At 63.6% G+C, this 16,598-nt stretch carries 16 protein-coding genes; 13 read left to right on the top strand and 3 right to left on the bottom strand.

Annotated features, from left to right (window positions below):
- Positions 1 to 162: 162 nt before the first annotated feature.
- From JJ896_12390 to JJ896_12340, 11 genes are all read left to right on the top strand, one after another.
- Positions 163 to 912: a FliO/MopB family protein gene (locus JJ896_12390; GenBank protein ID MBO6780444.1), complete on the top strand. Its 750-nt coding sequence runs from the start codon at positions 163 to 165 to the stop codon at positions 910 to 912.
- A gap of 2 nt (positions 913 to 914) precedes the next feature.
- The gene (gene fliP, locus JJ896_12385) at positions 915 to 1,853 is read left to right on the top strand and encodes a flagellar type III secretion system pore protein FliP (protein ID MBO6780443.1); all 939 of its coding nucleotides are present in this window, start codon (positions 915 to 917) and stop codon (positions 1,851 to 1,853) included.
- Between the two features lie 12 nt (positions 1,854 to 1,865).
- Positions 1,866 to 2,135: a flagellar biosynthesis protein FliQ gene (gene fliQ, locus JJ896_12380; GenBank protein MBO6780442.1), complete on the top strand. Its 270-nt coding sequence runs from the start codon at positions 1,866 to 1,868 to the stop codon at positions 2,133 to 2,135.
- Entirely contained in the window at positions 2,132 to 2,911 is a 780-nt protein-coding gene (fliR, locus tag JJ896_12375) for a flagellar biosynthetic protein FliR (protein MBO6780441.1), read from the top strand. The genes fliQ and fliR overlap by 4 nt, the downstream gene beginning before the upstream one ends.
- Positions 2,911 to 3,975, top strand: coding sequence for an EscU/YscU/HrcU family type III secretion system export apparatus switch protein (locus JJ896_12370; GenBank protein MBO6780440.1), 1,065 nt, complete (start codon positions 2,911 to 2,913; stop codon positions 3,973 to 3,975). The genes fliR and JJ896_12370 overlap by 1 nt, the downstream gene beginning before the upstream one ends.
- A 5-nt stretch (positions 3,976 to 3,980) precedes the next feature.
- Positions 3,981 to 6,086: a flagellar biosynthesis protein FlhA gene (flhA, locus tag JJ896_12365; GenBank protein ID MBO6780439.1), complete on the top strand. Its 2,106-nt coding sequence runs from the start codon at positions 3,981 to 3,983 to the stop codon at positions 6,084 to 6,086.
- Positions 6,087 to 6,091: 5 nt separating this feature from the next.
- Entirely contained in the window at positions 6,092 to 7,186 is a 1,095-nt protein-coding gene (locus JJ896_12360; GenBank protein MBO6780438.1) for a hypothetical protein, read from the top strand.
- Complete coding sequence (locus JJ896_12355; GenBank protein MBO6780437.1) at positions 7,179 to 7,883, top strand: P-loop NTPase; 705 nt, start codon at positions 7,179 to 7,181, stop codon at positions 7,881 to 7,883. Before JJ896_12360 ends, JJ896_12355 begins: the two co-directional genes overlap by 8 nt.
- A 55-nt stretch (positions 7,884 to 7,938) precedes the next feature.
- Positions 7,939 to 8,214: a hypothetical protein gene (locus JJ896_12350; GenBank protein ID MBO6780436.1), complete on the top strand. Its 276-nt coding sequence runs from the start codon at positions 7,939 to 7,941 to the stop codon at positions 8,212 to 8,214.
- A 22-nt stretch (positions 8,215 to 8,236) separates the two neighbouring features.
- Positions 8,237 to 8,998, top strand: a complete 762-nt coding sequence (locus JJ896_12345) for a FliA/WhiG family RNA polymerase sigma factor (GenBank protein ID MBO6780435.1) — start codon at positions 8,237 to 8,239, stop codon at positions 8,996 to 8,998.
- A gap of 204 nt (positions 8,999 to 9,202) precedes the next feature.
- Positions 9,203 to 11,287, top strand: a complete 2,085-nt coding sequence (locus JJ896_12340) for a peptidylprolyl isomerase (GenBank protein MBO6780434.1) — start codon at positions 9,203 to 9,205, stop codon at positions 11,285 to 11,287.
- 20 nt (positions 11,288 to 11,307) lie between these two features.
- Here the strand turns inward: JJ896_12340 and JJ896_12335 are convergent, their stop codons facing one another.
- Positions 11,308 to 12,111 carry a diaminopimelate epimerase gene (locus tag JJ896_12335; GenBank protein MBO6780433.1) on the bottom strand — a complete coding sequence of 268 codons (804 nt, stop codon included), beginning with the start codon at positions 12,109 to 12,111 and terminating at the stop codon, positions 11,308 to 11,310.
- A 63-nt stretch (positions 12,112 to 12,174) separates the two neighbouring features.
- On the opposite strand from JJ896_12335, the gene JJ896_12330 reads away from it, so the two are divergent.
- Positions 12,175 to 13,125, top strand: a complete 951-nt coding sequence (locus tag JJ896_12330) for a PhoH family protein (GenBank protein ID MBO6780432.1) — start codon at positions 12,175 to 12,177, stop codon at positions 13,123 to 13,125.
- Positions 13,126 to 13,153: 28 nt separating this feature from the next.
- On the opposite strand, the gene JJ896_12325 is transcribed toward JJ896_12330, so the two are convergent.
- Positions 13,154 to 14,155, bottom strand: coding sequence for a WG repeat-containing protein (locus tag JJ896_12325; GenBank protein ID MBO6780431.1), 1,002 nt, complete (start codon positions 14,153 to 14,155; stop codon positions 13,154 to 13,156).
- On the bottom strand, positions 14,152 to 15,018 hold the full coding sequence (locus JJ896_12320) for a pantoate--beta-alanine ligase (protein MBO6780430.1): 867 nt from the start codon (positions 15,016 to 15,018) through the stop codon (positions 14,152 to 14,154). Before JJ896_12320 ends, JJ896_12325 begins: the two co-directional genes overlap by 4 nt.
- A gap of 178 nt (positions 15,019 to 15,196) precedes the next feature.
- Here JJ896_12320 and JJ896_12315 point away from each other — a divergent pair, with 178 nt between their 5' ends.
- Positions 15,197 to 16,597 (top strand): class II fumarate hydratase, encoded by a 1,401-nt coding sequence (locus JJ896_12315; protein MBO6780429.1) that lies wholly within the window; start codon positions 15,197 to 15,199, stop codon positions 16,595 to 16,597.
- The last annotated feature ends 1 nt before the right edge of the window (position 16,598 follow it).

The following is a 16,598-nucleotide window of genomic DNA, read 5'->3' as shown; positions in this document are numbered from 1 at the left end:
GGCGGCCGGACTCCGCCTCACCTGCCCTGACACATTCTGATTCTCGCCGTCCGGCCTCCCCGGACGAGTGCGCTGGCATCATTCTGGCATTCACGCCTGGCAGATCCCTGAAACCGCCACAAAGCGGCAACGGGACGTCTTCCAACGCAAACGATGCCGAACATGCGCACAAACTTTCCGCCCACCGGAGATGCGCCGTCACCCCGTGACAGCCTTCGCCGCGCGCTGTTTCTGAGTATTCTTCTGGTCATTGTCTGGACGGCTATCGCCTTCCTGCCTGACCCGACCGAGCAGGCCGCTTCCACCCTGCCTGTCGATACCGAACTCGTCACCGAGTCGCCCTCGATCGACGAGGCGGAGACCCCCTTCGCTGCCGACCCCAGTTTGATCGGCCCCGGCTACATGCTGGTCATTGTGCTGCTTGCAGCGGGTGGCCTGTGGGCCCTCTGGCTGCGGCAGAAGAAGCGCCCCGGCGGGCCTCACGGACACCTCCAGGACATCGGGCGCTTCCGTCTGGGAACCAGTCAGGAGGTACGTCTGGTCCGCTGCTCCGATGAGGTCCTGCTTCTCGGTGTGAGCTCCGGCCAGATCTCACTGCTGAAGGCGTACCCCGCCAGCCAGTTTCCGGGACCGGAGATGACGACAGCACCGCCGGAATCACCGGCCGAGCCGTCCTGGACCACCTCACTCTCGCGCGCCGCCCGCGCCATGGTCACACCGAAGCCGAAGCAGCGCGCCGAGCCACCGCTGGCCCTGCCCGACGACCCGGACATCGAAATCCCCGAATGGACCGTCGCCACAGCATCAGCCATTTCGGACGGCCCCGACTTCATGCACGTGCTCAAGCGCTATTCCGGCAAGAAGACCTACAAGGCCAACACCCTCTACCCTCCCACCGGAGCCAGCAATTGATCATGTCGCGAGTTCGCTTCCTCTCGCTCCTGTTTGCGCTGTTCCTCGCATTGCCGGTCGAATCGGCACTGGCACGACAGGTGGAACTGCCGCCTGCGGTAGACCAGGCTGCCTTCCAGCAGGTCCTTCAGGCTGCCGGACAGCAGGCGCAAGACCTCACCGGTCAGATCCAGGACGCGGCCACGCAGGCCGCCGCTCAGGCTGGCGCACAAGCCGGCGGCAACACCCCGACCACCAGACAGGCCAACGGCCCGTCCGGTGCGCTTTCGAGATTGCCCTCCGTGCAGCTTGGAGACCCGGACGGCGAGGGCTACGCCCTGCCCATACAGCTGCTACTGCTGCTGACGGTCCTTTCGCTGGCGCCCGCCATCGTCATTCTGATGACCAGCTTCACCCGGCTTGTGGTGGTTCTGGGCATCCTTCGTCAGGCCATGGGCACGGCCCAGTCGCCACCTACCCAGGTGCTCATCGGCCTCGCCCTCTTCCTGACCATGTTCATCATGGCTCCGGTCTTCAGCGAAATCCATCGCGACGCCCTGGATCCCTACATGAACGGCGCCATCTCCCAGCAGGAGGCCTTTGACCGCGCCTCGGTGCCCATCAAGCGGTTCATGCTCTCCCAAACCCGCCAGAAGGACCTGACGCTCTTCATGGACATGGCGGGCATCAACAGTTTCCAGAACGGCGGCGAAACCCCGTTCTACGTCCTGGTGCCGGCCTACGTGATCAGCGAACTGCGGATCGCTTTTCAGATCGGCTTCATGATTTTCCTGCCCTTCCTCATCGTCGACCTGATCGTCGCATCGGTGCTCATGTCGATGGGCATGATGATGCTTCCACCGGTAATGATCTCGCTGCCGATGAAGCTCCTTCTGTTTGTGCTGGCCGACGGCTGGTACCTCATCGTGCAATCCGTTGTTAGCGCCTACCTCGGCGCCTGATCCGCTGCTGCCATGAATGTTGATGTTGCCCTCTATTGGATCCAGCAATCCATGCAGCTGGCGGTGATGCTCGCCGGCCCCCTGCTGGTAGCCGCGCTTGCCGTCGGTATTTGCGTGTCACTCTTTCAAGCCATCACCTCCATGCAGGAGATGACCCTGAGCTACATCCCGAAGATTGTCATTGTCGGGGGTGTGCTGCTGGCGTTGACACCGTGGATGCTGGAGATGATGACCGACTTCGCCACGCGCGTCTTCCAGTTCATCCCAAGCGTTTCCCAGTGAGACCGGAAGAACTACTCGATCCGGTCCGGATCGCGGCCATCTTCCTGATTTTCGTCCGCGTGGGCGCAATGATGACGGCTGCGCCGGTGTTTGGGCACAAGTCCATTCCGACCAAGGTGCGTCTGCTGCTGGCGATCATGCTCTCCTGGGTAGTGGTGGGCTTCGTCAGCCTGCCTCCTGCCCACTTGATTGCTCGGCCGCTCGGGCTGGTCGTGGCCATTGGTATCGAGCTGCTTACCGGTCTCGTGATCGGCTTTGCTGCCCAGTTCCTGTTCTGGGGTGTGCAATACGCTACCGACGTGCTTGGCTTCCAGATGGGACTGGCGATGGCAGCTGTGTTCGATCCGACGACAAATGCCAATACCAACCCGCTCGGCCGCATCGTGATGATGGTGTTCCTGTTGGTGTTCATCATGCTCGACGGGCACCACATGCTCCTGCAGGCTTTGGTCATCTCGTTTGAGGCGATCCCGCTTGCCGGGTCCGAAATCGAAGCCTCCGGACCGCATTTGTTGGCGATGGCGGGAGGATTGTTTTCGACCGGACTGCGCATCGCGAGTCCATTCATGGTCACCTTCTTCCTGGTCGAATCCGCCATGGGCATTTTTGCCCGGGTGGTCCCGCAAGCCGACCTCTTCTCCCTCGGCATGCCCATCAAGCTTTTGATCGGCCTGAGCCTCGCCGTCATGTTCGTGCAGAACCTGATTCCCCTGGCTCCGGAGCTGACGGACGCAGCCATGGCTGCGGTGCTTGACATGATCGACGCCCTGCGCTGATGGCGGATCGGTCCGACAAGATTTTTGATCCCACACCGCAACGGCTCAAGAAGGCGCGGGAAGACGGCAACCTCTTCAAGAGTCAGGACGTGACGTCCATCGCCCTACTCCTGGCAGGCATGACCATGATCACGGCCTTCCTGCCTCGGGCTTTTGAATCACTGAAGTTGCTGTCCGGCAACCTGTTTCTGGCCTCGGCAACGACCGAGGTCAATCTGCAGGCCATTCCCGGGATCCTGCAGGATTCGGGCATGCAGGTGGTGATGATCCTTGGACCCTTCGTGGGCGTGCTGTTCATCACCTCGGTCGGCATTCAGGCGGCCCAGAGCGGCCTGAATCTCACAATGAAGCCGCTGGAGCCGAAGCCCGACAAGATCTCTCCGCTCAAGGGCCTGCAACGCATTTTCTCTGCCCAGGGAGCGTTCAATACCGGCAAGGCCGTGCTCAAGATCGCGGTGGTCGGTCCCGTGGCCTGGCAGTACATCGCCGCCCGCATGGAGGAGATCCTGATGCTTCCGGCTCTGACCATCGAGCAGGTCATGGCCATGGCCGGCCAGTGGATGATGATCATGGTGTTCCAGCTTCTGATTGTCCTGATCCTGCTTTCCGCCATCGACGCGGCCTTCGAGAAGTGGCGCTACAAGCGCGACCTCAAGATGAGCAAGCAGGAAATCAAGGACGAGAACCGTGAGAGCCAGGGAGATCCTCACGTGAAGTCCCGCAGGCGCCAGCTGGCCATGGAAATGAAACGCCGGCCGCGTCTGGACCATGCCATCCTGAAGGCCGATGTGGTGGTCACCAACCCGACCCACTTTGCCGTCATGCTCCGGTACAATCCGGAAGAGTCCCCTGCGCCACTCGTCCTGGCCAAGGGCGTGCGCAAACGCGCGCTGCGCATCAAGGCACTCGCCCGCGAATTCGACGTGCCCATGGTCGAGGACCGGCCCTTGGCCCGGGCTTTGTACCACACCGTCGAAGAGATGGCCGAGATCCCCGCGGACCTGTATCCCGCAGTGGCAACCATCCTGGCTGAAATCTACCGACAGCAGCAGCGCGAACTCTGATCCCTTTGGCAACCGCCGCACCCCAAATACTGCCAGAAGACGCCGATAAGAAGGGCGCAAACGTCGAGGCCATCATCGCCACGACGCTGGTCAGCATCCTGCTGGTGCTGGTCATCCCGCTGCCCAACTTCATGCTGGACCTGCTGCTGGCGACCAACATCGCCATCAGCCTTTCCGTCCTGTTGACGGCATTTTATGCCGAGCGCCCGCTGGACTTTGCCGTCTTCCCGGGACTGCTGCTGGTCACGACGCTCTTCCGGTTGTCGCTCAACGTGGCTTCCACACGCCTGATTCTGAGCCAGGGCAATGCCGGAGCGCTCATCCAGGCGTTCGGAGATTTCGTGGTGGCCGGCAACTACGTGGTCGGTACCATCATCTTTCTGGTGCTGGTGATCATCAACTTCATCGTGATCACCAAGGGTTCCGGTCGCATCGCAGAGGTCGCGGCCCGGTTCACGCTGGATGCCCTGCCGGGCAAGCAGATGGCGATTGACGCCGACCTGAACGCGGGCCTGATTGACGACGACACGGCGCGCAAGCGCCGCGACGAGGTGGGCCGGGAGGCGGACTTCTACGGCGCCATGGACGGTGCGTCCAAGTTCGTGCGTGGCGACGCCATCGCCGGCCTCATCATCACGGCCATCAACATCATCGGCGGCCTGATCATCGGCATCGCCCAGCTCAACATGTCGGCGGCCGATGCGGCTCAGACCTTCGTGCTGCTGTCGATCGGTGACGGCCTCGTCTCACAGATTCCGGCCCTCCTGATCTCCACTGCGGCCGGTATCATCGTTTCTCGGGCAAGCGGCTCCGGCAATCTGGCCAGCGAGTTCAAGCTGCAGCTGTTCAACCGTCCGTTCCCCTTGCTGATCACCGGCGGGTTTCTCGCGGTGCTGGGGCTGATCCCCGGTTTGCCGCTCATCCCGTTTTGGCTCCTTGCCGCCGTGACCCTCACCATGGGCCAGCGCAAGCTGAAGGAGGAACGGGAAGCCCAGGCCCGGGAGGCCGCCAGGATCGAGGCTCCCGCAGAGGAAGAGGAAGAGGAAGACAAGCCGTCCGATCTGCTCCTGGTCGACCCGCTGGAGCTTGAGATCGGCTATGCCCTGATTCCGATCGTCGACCCCAACCAGGCCGGCGACCTCCTGGAACGGGTTCGCCTGCTGCGCCAGCAGTTGGCCATGGAGCTGGGCATTGTCGTGCCGCCGATTCGCATCCGCGACAACGTGGCGCTGGGCTCCAACAAATACGTCATCAAACTCAAGGGCAACCCGATCGCCGAGGGCGAGGTCCTGCCCGGCTACCACCTGGCGCTGGTCCCCGAGGATCCGGGGCAAATGCCGCCGGGCGTCGAGGTGACCGATCCGACCTTCGGCCTGCCTGCCATCTGGATTTCGGAGCGGCACCTGCCTGAAGCCGAGCGCATGGGCCTGTCGCTGGTCGAAGCCCCGGCGGTCGTGACGACCCATCTTCTGGAGATCCTTCGCAAGTCGGCGTACCAGCTACTTGACCGTCAGGAGGTCAAGAAACTCATCGACAAGGTGCAGGAAACCGCGCCGGCGCTGGTCGAGGAACTCGTGCCCGATCAGCTGTCCGTTGGCTCCATCCAGAAAGTACTCAAGCGGCTGCTCCGCGAGTCGGTGCCGATCCGCGATCTGGTCTCGATCCTGGAAGCCCTGGCAGACAACATCCAGGCGACCAAGAATATCGACGTGCTGACCGAGTACGTGCGTGCGGCGCTCTCCCCCACCATCACCCGTCAGTTCGCCGACGAGACCAACATCGTTCGGGCGCTGGTACTGGAACCCTCCGTGGAGCAGGAGCTGCTGCAGCGAGCCAAAACCGGCGAACTGCACGCGGGCACGCTGGGACTGCCTGCCGAGCGCGCGGAAGCACTGGTAGAGTCTGCCCGCCTGTTTGCCCGCGAGATGCTGGCCGAAGGGCACACTCCCATTCTTCTGGCCTCCCCGGTCCTGCGACCCACCCTGTTTGCTTTCCTGGCGCCCATGATTCAGGAAATCGTGGTGCTCTCCTACCACGATCTCCTGTCGGATGTGCAGGTCGACATCGTCGGCCAGGTGACGTTCGATGAGATGGACGCCGTACCTGTCTGATCCCCATGGACATCCGCAACCTTACCGGAACCACCATCGCCGACGCACTGGCCGAAGCCCGCAGCCTCTGGGGCGATTCGGTAGTGATGCTGCAGGCAGAACCCGAGAGTGCCGGCCGCCGTGCCCGCATAGCGGTGGGGCTTCCCTCCTCCGACACCCGGCGCTCCGCAACCTCCGTAGACGTACTCGTGCAGGAACAACCCGAACCACGCCCAGCGTTCGTGCCCGCACCCGCCCCCGGCGCACTGCGCCGCCCGGAGCGTGGCACCGGCGTGCTGCTCCATGACCGCATTCGTCCGGCGACGGACGTGTTCGCCAGACTCACGGCCAGCGCCGACGGGTTTCAATCGGTGCCGACCCCGGATCCGATTCCAGAGCCCGAGCACGGCACGGAGCGATTGGAGCCGGCCACGGAGCCCATCGCCCTGAATCCTGTGTTCATGCAGCTGATCCGCCAGGGTCTGCGGCCTCGCCGCGCCCGCCAGTTGGCCGAGATCAGTCGTGAAACCTCGGTCACGGACGCGGTGAGGGAGTTGGCCCGCAGTCTGCCGCCCCGTGTGAGCGGCCGAGCACCCCGGCGCGTCGCATTCGTTGGCGCTCCCGGAGCCGGCAAGACGTCGCTTGTGGTTCGCGCCGCACTTTCCCGCGTGCGAGCGGGTCGCCGCGCCCCCTGGATCGTGGTGGTCGCCCCCTCTCGTGAGCGCATGCGAGGTTGGCAGGATCCGACAAGCATGTTCGAAAGCTTTGACCTGCAGGTGCTCCGGTGCAGCCGTGAGGCACTCGCCTCCGCACTTGAGGGTCTGGACGGCGATGTGCTCATCGACACCCCGGCGGGATTTCGCATGCCCAACGGCACCTCCGGGCACGTCCGACTGGTTGTTGATGCCCGGGCCGCCGTCGGCGCCACGGCGCGAGAAGGCGAGCGTGCCGACTCGGTAGTGGTCACGCATGTGGATCAGGCTCCTGCGCTCGGTCACGTGACTGAACGACTCATCGTGATGCAGACTCCGGTCGCTGCCCTGCTGCAGAGCGGCATTACGGGTGAAGGCCTTGAAGCCTGGGATCCCGCCCGCTTTGCCCGCCGCGTCTGCGATGCGTGACCGCACGCCTCACGAGCCGACTGTGCTGGCCGTAGTCAGCGGGAAGGGCGGCGTCGGCAAGAGTCTGCTTGCCGTGAACCTGGCCGTGACATGGTCCCGGGAGGGACGGTCCGTCGCGCTGGTTGATGCCGACGCAGGCCAGGGTTCATGCGCCTATCTGCTCGGACACAGTCGCAGTGTCAGCCTGATCGCGCCCCCGGAGGGCCTTCACGATCAGGACGAGGCGCTGAGTTTGCTGGATCTGGAATTGGCCAGGGCCCGCACCGCATACGACCTCGTTGTCATCGACGCCCCGGCCGGGATTGGCCCGGGAGTTCGGTGGGCCATGGACCGGGCAGACGCCAGCCTGCTGGTGCTCGTGGATGAGCCCACCGCAGCTGCGGATGCCTATGCCCTGTGCAAGCTTGTATGGACCCGCGACCCGGCCTATCCGCTTGCCGGAGCGGTCAACATGGCGGATTCGGAAATCGACGCTGGAGGCGTGATTTCGCGGTTTTCTGCCCTCACTACACACTTTCTTGACCGGAAGATTCTGTATGCCGGCTGGGTACCATTTTCCGGGACCATCCGGTCTTCCGTCCGGCAGCAGATCCCGGCCGTACTCACGGACTCTCACGCAGAACACGCGTTTGTGGACCTCGCACGCCGGGTTCGCTGCGGCGTCTTTCAAACACTCGCTCCCCTCGCGATGAACTGAGTCTTCGGGCACACTCCTTGCAAAGTCCCCGGACGGACCATTTTCACCCTCCATCATGCGCGCCCTCTTTTCCCAGTTCAGCGGTCTCATCGGAATCCTGACGTTCATCAACCAGATGCTCGGCGGCGCACCGGTAGAGAAGGCCGTCCTGACCGGAGCCGGTTCAGGACTTGCCGTCTATGTAGTTCTGCTGCTTGGAGACGTCGTGATTCAGCGCATTCTTGAGCAGGCAGCTGCTGCGCCGCAGTCCCCTGCCCGGCCCACTGCCCAACCCGGCGCCTCCAAGGACGCATCCGCGGAAGCCAACGCAAAGGACGCCAAGGCGGCCTGAGCGAACCTAGCACCGATCCACCATGGCCCGAGATCTTCAGAGTCACGCAGTCCGATACACGGAAGAACCGACGCCCCGGAACCGGGAAGCGGTTGTCATGGCCGCCGTGCCGCTGGTACGGTCCATCGTCGGGAGGCTCAGCGTTCCGGACCACCCGTTGGCCTCCCGTGACGACCTCGAGAACGTCGGGTTGCTCGGCCTGCTTCAGGCCCTGGACGGCTACGACCCCGAACGCGGCACGCCCTTCGTCTCGTACGCCTACGGCCGCATCCGCGGCGCCCTCGTCGACTACCTGCGAAGCATTGATGCGCTCCCCCGTGAACGGCGTCGCCGACTGGCGGAAGCCCACCGCGCCATGGACACCCTGCGCCAGGTTCTGGGCGACGAGCCGACCGACGGCGACGTGGCGGACTACCTGGGCATCTCTCTTACCGACTATCACACACTGCTGCGGGACGCACAGTGCCGGTTCTCCCTGTCGCTGCACGCTCCGATCGACAAGGAAGGAGACCAGACCATCATCGAGTCCATTCCGAACGAGGAAACGTTCGAGGCCTTCGAAAAGATTGACCGCCAGAGCCTGAAAGACTACATACAGACGCTGATCAACGACCTGCCGGAGCGTGAGCAGACGATCATCGCCCTGTACTACTTCGAGAATCTGACGCTTCGCGAAATCGCCGGGCTGATGGACCGTACGGAGGCCCGCATCTCCCAGATTCTGGGCAAGGTGCTGGTGCAGTTGCGGTCCCATCTTCAGAAAATGGGAAATCGGGCAGCGTAGCACCGTGTCCGCCCAGAGTGACCGCCGCATGACTCCCGCGACAGCCGCCTCGTGGAGCCTCGAAGAAGCCCGGTTTTTGCCTCTCCGATGGGCTGAACAAACCCTCAGGCCGCCGGTATACCCGCGGCTAAACAGGAATGAGCCCGTGCCCTCGGGCCTCCCCCTTCCTCCTCTTCACCAAGTCATCGGTTCACCATGGGTGTGATGAACCGGCTCCGGGAAAACACCGGAGTCGTCCTCTGGATTCTCGTTTTTGCCTTCGGCGTCATCTGGGTGCTCCAGGACTCCGGCGGCCTCGACGTTGTCGGTTTCACCGGTAACAAGATTGCCGAAGTCAACGGCGAAGCGATCACGTTTGAGGAGTACAACTCTGCCCTGGACGGGCAAATGCAGAATTACCAGCAGCAGACGGGCGAGAGCATGCCTCCCCAGATGCTGGACCAGACGCGGCAGCGCGTGTTCGACAATCTTGTCGAGACGAAACTGCGCGAGCAGGAGATGGAGCGTCTGGGCCTGGCCGTTTCCGACAACGAGCTGATCGAAATGGTGCAGGGTGCAGACCCGCATCCCATCATTACGCTCTATTTCGGTGACGGATCAGGTGGCGTTGATCGCGCCCTCCTGCAGAACTTTATCGAGAACCCGGACGCCCGCCAGGACTGGATCCAGATTGAGGACTACCTGCGCCAGGAGCGCCTGCGTGAGAAACTGGACCGCCTGGTGGCCGGCAGCGTGCGGATCTCCGACGCCGACGTCGAGGCCGAGTACATGCGCCGCAACCGCGCGGTCGATGTGCGCTTCGTAGCGCTGCGCTTCGCGACAATCCCCAACGATTCCGTGTCGTTCACGGACCGGGACCTGCGCCGGTTCTATGACGACAACCGCGAGGAATTCGCCCGTGAGCGCTCCTACACGTTCCGGTATGTCTCGGTTGACAAGGACCCCACGCCGGCCGACACGGCCGCGACGCTGGAGGATCTGGATGACCTCCGCGAATCGTTTGTCGCGGCAGCTGACGATTCCACATTCCTCACGCGCAACGGCTCCTCCCGGCCCTGGACGGACGCGTATTTCCGTCCGGACGAGCTCGAAGACCCGATTGCCGATGCGATCTTCGACAATCCGACCCCGGGTGCTGTCATCGGGCCCATCATTTCCGGCAGTCAGGCCCACCTGATCAAGGTGATTGATGTGCGGGCTCCGGAAGAGACAGCCGTGCGGGCGCGCCACATCCTGTTCCGCGCCGCGGAAGGAGATGACGCGGCACGCGCCGAGGCGCGCACCAACGCCAACGATGTGCTTCGCCAGATCCGGAACGGAGCGGACTTCGAGGAAATGGCTCGCGAGCATTCCTCCGACGCCTCGGCGTCCCAGGGCGGCGATCTCGGCTGGTTCGGACCGGGTCGCATGGTCCCTGCGTTTGAGGAGGCTGCATTTGGCGCTCGCGTAGGACGCGTCGTAGGCCCGGTCGAGACGCAATTCGGCTACCACCTCATCGAAGTAACCGAGCGTGCCACGCAGGAAGCCAGGATCGCCGACTTCGCGCTGGACCTTCGCGCTTCAGTCGCCACGCTCAACGCCGCACAGGAACGGCTGGACGACCTCCAGTATTTCGCTGAAGAGAACGGCGAATTCGAGGCAGAGGCAGCCCGCACCGGTCTGAACCCCAACACCGTACAGGTTGAAGACGGCTCCGTATTCATCCCGGGTATCGGGCAGAGTGGCGAACTTTCGACCTTCCTGGAGGATGCCGACGTCGGAGACATCAGCCCCGTGATCGAGCTCAACAACGAGTTTATCGTCGGTGTCGTCGAGGCCATTCAGGAGGCCGGCTACCAGCCTTTCGAGGAGGTACGCTCGCAGCTTGAGCCGCGCGTGCGGAACCAGAAGAAGGCCGAGCTGCTGCAGGAACGACTGCAGGACGCGCTGAACACGACCGGTGGCTTTGAGGGCCTGGCCGCCGCCGTGGGTGAAACCGAGCGCACCGCGAACAGCCTCTCATACACCAACATGGTGGTACCGACGCTGGGCCGCGATCCCGAATTCGTGGGCACCGCCCTCGGCATGCAGGCGGGTGAAACGTCTGACGTGCTGACGGGCGACAACGGCGTCTATGTGGTGCACGTTACCCAGGTACGGGAGCCCTCCCCCATCGCCGACAGCGAGCGGGAAACGCTGCGCCAACAGCTGCTGACCCAGCGTCAGAACCGCGTGCGGGCCCAGTGGATTGCTTCCCTGAAGGAGGACTCCGAGATCGTGGACAATCGCAGCCGGGTGCTCATCAACTAGCGCCGGCCGGCCGGTCGATTTCAGACAGGTATTTCGAGGGTCCCGCGGTACACGGTTACGGCGGGACCCTCGAGGTATTTGGCCCCACCGCTCGCATCGAACCCAATGCCCAGGATCCCGCCGGGCATATGCACATCGATGTGCGTGCCCGACAGCCGGCCGGTGAGGCGGGACACCGCCGCGGAGGCCGTCGCTCCGGTGCCGCAAGCCAACGTCTCAGCCTCGACCCCTTTCTCAAAGGTGCGGACCTTCAGAGCGGCCCCTGCCACCTGGACAAAGTTGACGTTCGTCCCGGCAGGCTGATGGCCTCGACGCAGACGTGCGCCCTCGTTTGCGACATCCACCGCGGCCACGTCGTCGACAAACACTACCGTATGCTCGCAACCGGTCCAGATGTAGAAGCGACCGGGTCCGAATTCGTCATGCGGCACGGTTCTGAACTCCTCATGCGGTGGGACAAACAGCCGGACCACATCGCCCGTCACCGCGGCCTCATACCGGCCGGCATCCGTCTCAAACACGAGCAATTCGTGCTGAATGCCGGCATCAAACGCGTAGCGCGCCAGGCACCGCGCGCCATTTCCGCACATGGAGCCCACGGACCCGTCCGCATTGACGTACTTCATTCGGAAATGCTGCTCCTCGGAGGCCTGGAGCGCCAGCAGACCGTCCGCACCCACGCCCGAGCGCCGCGCACAATACCGCACGGCAAAGTTCGACAGCTCGTCCTCCGAGAAATGGTAGAACCGGTTGTCGATTACGATGAAGTCATTCCCGGCGCCACTCATCTTGGTAAACTCCACAACGAGGGTTCGCGGCGGCATTGGCATCATTCGGCGGGCTCCGGCGTTCGGGTGTTTCAACAGCCTCAAGTTGCATAATACACGTTGGCAGAACGGCGCATCCTGATTGAAAAAGCCGAACCTCTACTGCTTTTCGGCTTCAATGACGTTTACCTCCGCCGCATCGAAGATGCCTTTCCCGAGACCCGCATCACGGCCCGCGGCAACGAGATTTTCCTCAAGGGCAACGAGACCAGCCTGAACCAGATTTCCCGGGTGCTCGACGAGATGACTGTGCTCGTCAACCGTAACGGGCATCTCACCCAGAACGACATCGATACGGTTCTGGCGCTGACGGACGCGGGTGATGGAGCTCCGACCAAAACGGACGCCCAGAACGCAGTGGTCTTCACGCCCTCGGGTGGCGTTGTCCGTGCCCGCACGCCCAACCAGATCAAGCTGGTCAACTCGGCGCGCAACCACGACATCGTATTCGCCATCGGTCCTGCGGGAACGGGCAAGACCTACACGGCAGTCGCACTGGCCGTGGCCGCCCTGAAGTCCAAGCAGGTCAAGCGCATCGTGCTCTGTCGCCCTGCCGTGGAAGCCGGCGAACGGCTCGGGTTTCTGCCGGGTGACTTCCGGGAAAAGATCGACCCTTATCTGCGTCCGCTCTACGATGCGCTCGAGGACATGCTCTCCCGTGAGAAGCTGACCTCGCTCATGGAGCAGAACATTGTTGAGATCGTGCCGCTCGCCTACATGCGCGGCCGCACACTCAACTCGGCGTTCGTGATTCTGGATGAAGCCCAGAACGCGACCACGCCGCAGATGAAGATGTTTCTGACGAGGCTCGGGGCCAACAGCCGTTCCATCATCACCGGGGACGTCACACAGACCGACCTGCCTCGCCGCTCGGACAGCGGGTTGGTGCACGCCCGGGAGATTCTGTCAGACGTGGAGGGCATCCAGTTCGTCTATTTCGACGAGGCCGATGTTATCCGGCACCGATTGGTGAAGGACATCATCAAGGCCTACGAGCAGTTCGAAGACTAGGTCGGTTTCCGACGCTTGGCGATTCCGGCTAGTTCTGCTGCCAGATGACGTTGCCTTGCAGGTCGATGTACTGGTGCCTGCCCTGGAATCGGACCAGCGTCAGCCCCCCCTGGAACGTGCCGGCCGTTTCAAAGGTCGGGGGCACTACCCAGGCTCCGGTGGTGTCGATGTAGCCCCATCGCCCGTCCTGTCTGACAGCAGCCCGGCCGTTCCGGAAGTCGGAAGCGGCCTCGAAGCGGGCCTCTATGCGCACGGCACCCTCCACATCCATGAACCCCTGGCTGCCGGGCTCGCCGAAGCGGGCCAGTCCGTCCGAGAACGAGGCGACCAGCGCATGCTCGGCCACCAGCACGGTATCGCCGGACGCGTCAAGGTAGACGCCGGCCCGGCCGTCCGTCGCCAGTCCCAGTCCGTCGGAAAAAGTCCGTGCGAACCCGAAGAGAGGCTCAATCCGCCACTGACCCGCCTGGTCCACGTACCCCCAGCGGCGCTCCAGACGCAGAAAAATAAGCTTGCGATACCGCGCAGCCGGAACAAGACCCTCTGCGGGCACCCCGGCGGCATCCAACTCCGGTCGGAGCACCACCCGACCGTCGTCTGCGGACAGAAGACCCCACTTTCCTTCCTTGCCGCGACCCGGACTCAGCTCCTGGAAGGCCGCTACGCCATCGCCTGGGGGTGAGATCGCCGCATAGGGTTCGGAGGTCAGCGTCCTGCCCGAAGCGTCCAGCAGGTGCCAGCCCTGCGCGTCCCGGGCGAGGACACGATTCCCGTGCGCGGAGGCTTCCCCATAGCGGGGCTCGACCACCCAGGCGCCGGATCTGTCAATCAGTCCCCACCGTCCGTCTCTGCGCGCCGCGCCGACGGGTCCGTCGAAGGCAGGCACGCTCTCGAATACGGCATCCCCGACCCTTTTTCCCGTGCTGTCGATGAGCGCCAGCCCTCCGTCCACCGGAGCAGGGTAGCGCCATGACTGGCCCGCCGCATCCGTCACAAACAGCGCCAGCAGCAGCGCAGCAAAGAACCTCATTCGGGTACCTGCACAATGGAATTGTCGATGAGTCGCGCACCGCCCACCTGCGCCGCAACCGCCGCGATCACCGTCATTCCCGGACGCAGCGCATCCACAGGCTGAAGCAGGTCTCCGTCGACCACCTCGGTATACTCAAGGGCGGCCAGGGAGAGATTGTCAAATTCGGCCTGCATGGCATCCAGGACGCGGGTGGAGTCGCGCTCACCAGCCCGGATCCGATCCCGGGCACCCAGCACAGCCCGGGAAAGGGCCACGGCCTGCTTGCGGGCCTCGGTGCCGAGGTAACGATTCCTGCTGGACATGGCCAGCCCATCCGGCTCGCGCACGGTTTCGACACCAACGAGCTCTATGCCGAAGTCCAGATCGCGCACCATACGTCGCAGCGTGAAAAACTGCTGCGCGTCCTTCAGCCCGAACACGGCCACGTCGGGACGACACGCATTGAACAGCTTCGCGACGATGGTCGTGACGCCGCGAAAGTGGCCTTCCCGGTGGGGTCCGCAGAGGTACTCCGTCAGCCGGTCGACGGTCACCCAGGTAAGCCCTGACGTGCCGTTCTCGTACATGGCCAAGGGGGGCGGCGCATAGATCGCCTGGACCGCCCCAATGCCCTCGAGCAGACGCATGTCCCCCTCCAGATCACGGGGATAGAGGTCGTAGTCCTCTCCGGGAGCGAACTGGGTCGGATTGACGAAGATGGAGACCGTTACGTGGTCGGCCTCTTCCTTCGCGCGACGCACCAACTCCAGATGGCCCGCGTGCAGTGACCCCATGGTCGGCACCAGGGCGAGCCGTTTTCCGGCGGCGCGGGCGGTATTGGCTTCGGCCTGCATGGCCGACACGTCGGTGATCAGTTTCATCCGGGGAGGGTTTGGCGGCGGCAAGCTACGAACAGGGCCCGCTTGGGTTGCCAGGGCGTGCGGAGCGGGCGCATCGCCCCGGCACGCCTCTGCGAAACGCCCCGTATTCAACCCCAATCAACACCCTCCGTGAGGGCGCGCGGGTATATTTCGAAACCATCCACTGCTGCCATCAACGATGAGCGATTTTCGCATCGAACGCGACTCCCTCGGAGAAGTCCGGGTACCCGCCGACGCGGCCTTTGGCGCCCAGACCCAGCGCGCCGCCGACAACTTCCCCATCAGCGGGATTCGTTTCCCGCGGCGATTCATCGCGGCGCTGGGCATTGTCAAGCGCTCCGCGGCCATGGCCAACGCAGAGTTGTCATTGATCGAGCAGGATGTGCGCGATGCGATCGTTGCCGTCGCGGACCGCGTGATTGCCGGCGAGCTCGACCACGAATTCGTGCTGGACATCTTCCAGACCGGCAGCGGGACCTCGAGCAACATGAACGCCAACGAGGTGCTTGCAAACCTGGCCTCGGAGCGCATGGGGGGCGACCGCGGCTCGAAGCTGGTCCACCCCAACGATCATGTGAACGCCTCGCAATCCTCCAACGATGTCATTCCGACCGCGATGCATGTTGCCGCGCGGGTTGCCATCGCCGAGGATTTATTGCCGGCCCTGGACCGGTTTGCGACGGCCCTCGAGGCCAAGGCTGCCGAGTTTGACGATGTGGTCAAGAGTGGCCGCACCCACCTCATGGATGCCACCCCGGTCCGACTGGGCCAGGAGTTCGGTGGCTACGCGGCGCAGCTCCGGCTCGGCATGAGGCGGGTCGAGCGCGCCTCCGAAGAGCTGGCTGAACTCGCACTGGGCGGCACCGCTACGGGAACGGGTATCAACTGCCCGCCTGCGTTCGCCAAATCGGCCATCGCTCACATTTCCGAGTTCACAGGGCTCACCTTCCGGGAGGCCGACAACCATTTCGAGGCCCAGGCCGCCAAGGATGCCTACGTGAGCGCATCGGGAGCGCTGAATACGGTGGCCGTCTCGCTGATGAAGATCGCCAACGACATTCGGCACCTGTCGAGTGGTCCCACCAGCGGACTTTCCGAGATCCGCCTTCCGGCCATCCAGCCGGGGTCGTCGATCATGCCCGGCAAGGTGAATCCGGTGCTCAGCGAGGCGTTGATGATGGTCTGCGCACGTGTCATGGGCAATCACACCACGATCACCGTCGGCGGGCAGCATGGCAACTTCGAGCTGAACGTCATGATGCCCGTCATGGCACACGCCATGCTGGAGTCTGTCAACGTGCTCCAGGGCGCCTGCGATGCGTTCCGGACCGGTTGCCTGGAGGGCATTCAGGCAGACCGGGAGCGATGCCGCGAGCTGCTTGAACTTAATCCGTCCATTGCCACGGCGCTCAACCGCACGATTGGCTACGACCAGGCATCGACCGTGGCAAAGACGGCCGCCAAAACGCGACAGTCCGTGCGCGCAGTCGTACTGGAAATGGGGCTGATGTCCGAGGAGGAATTGGACCACGTGCTGGACGTGCGGGACATGACCGAACCGGGCGTACCGGGAGCCTGAC

It is taken from the genome of Rhodothermales bacterium, from assembly GCA_017643395.1.
Taxonomy (GTDB): Bacteria; Bacteroidota; Rhodothermia; order Rhodothermales; family UBA10348; genus JABDJZ01.
Note: the sequence above shows the minus strand (reverse complement) of the source record. Positions and strands in the feature narration are given on the sequence as shown.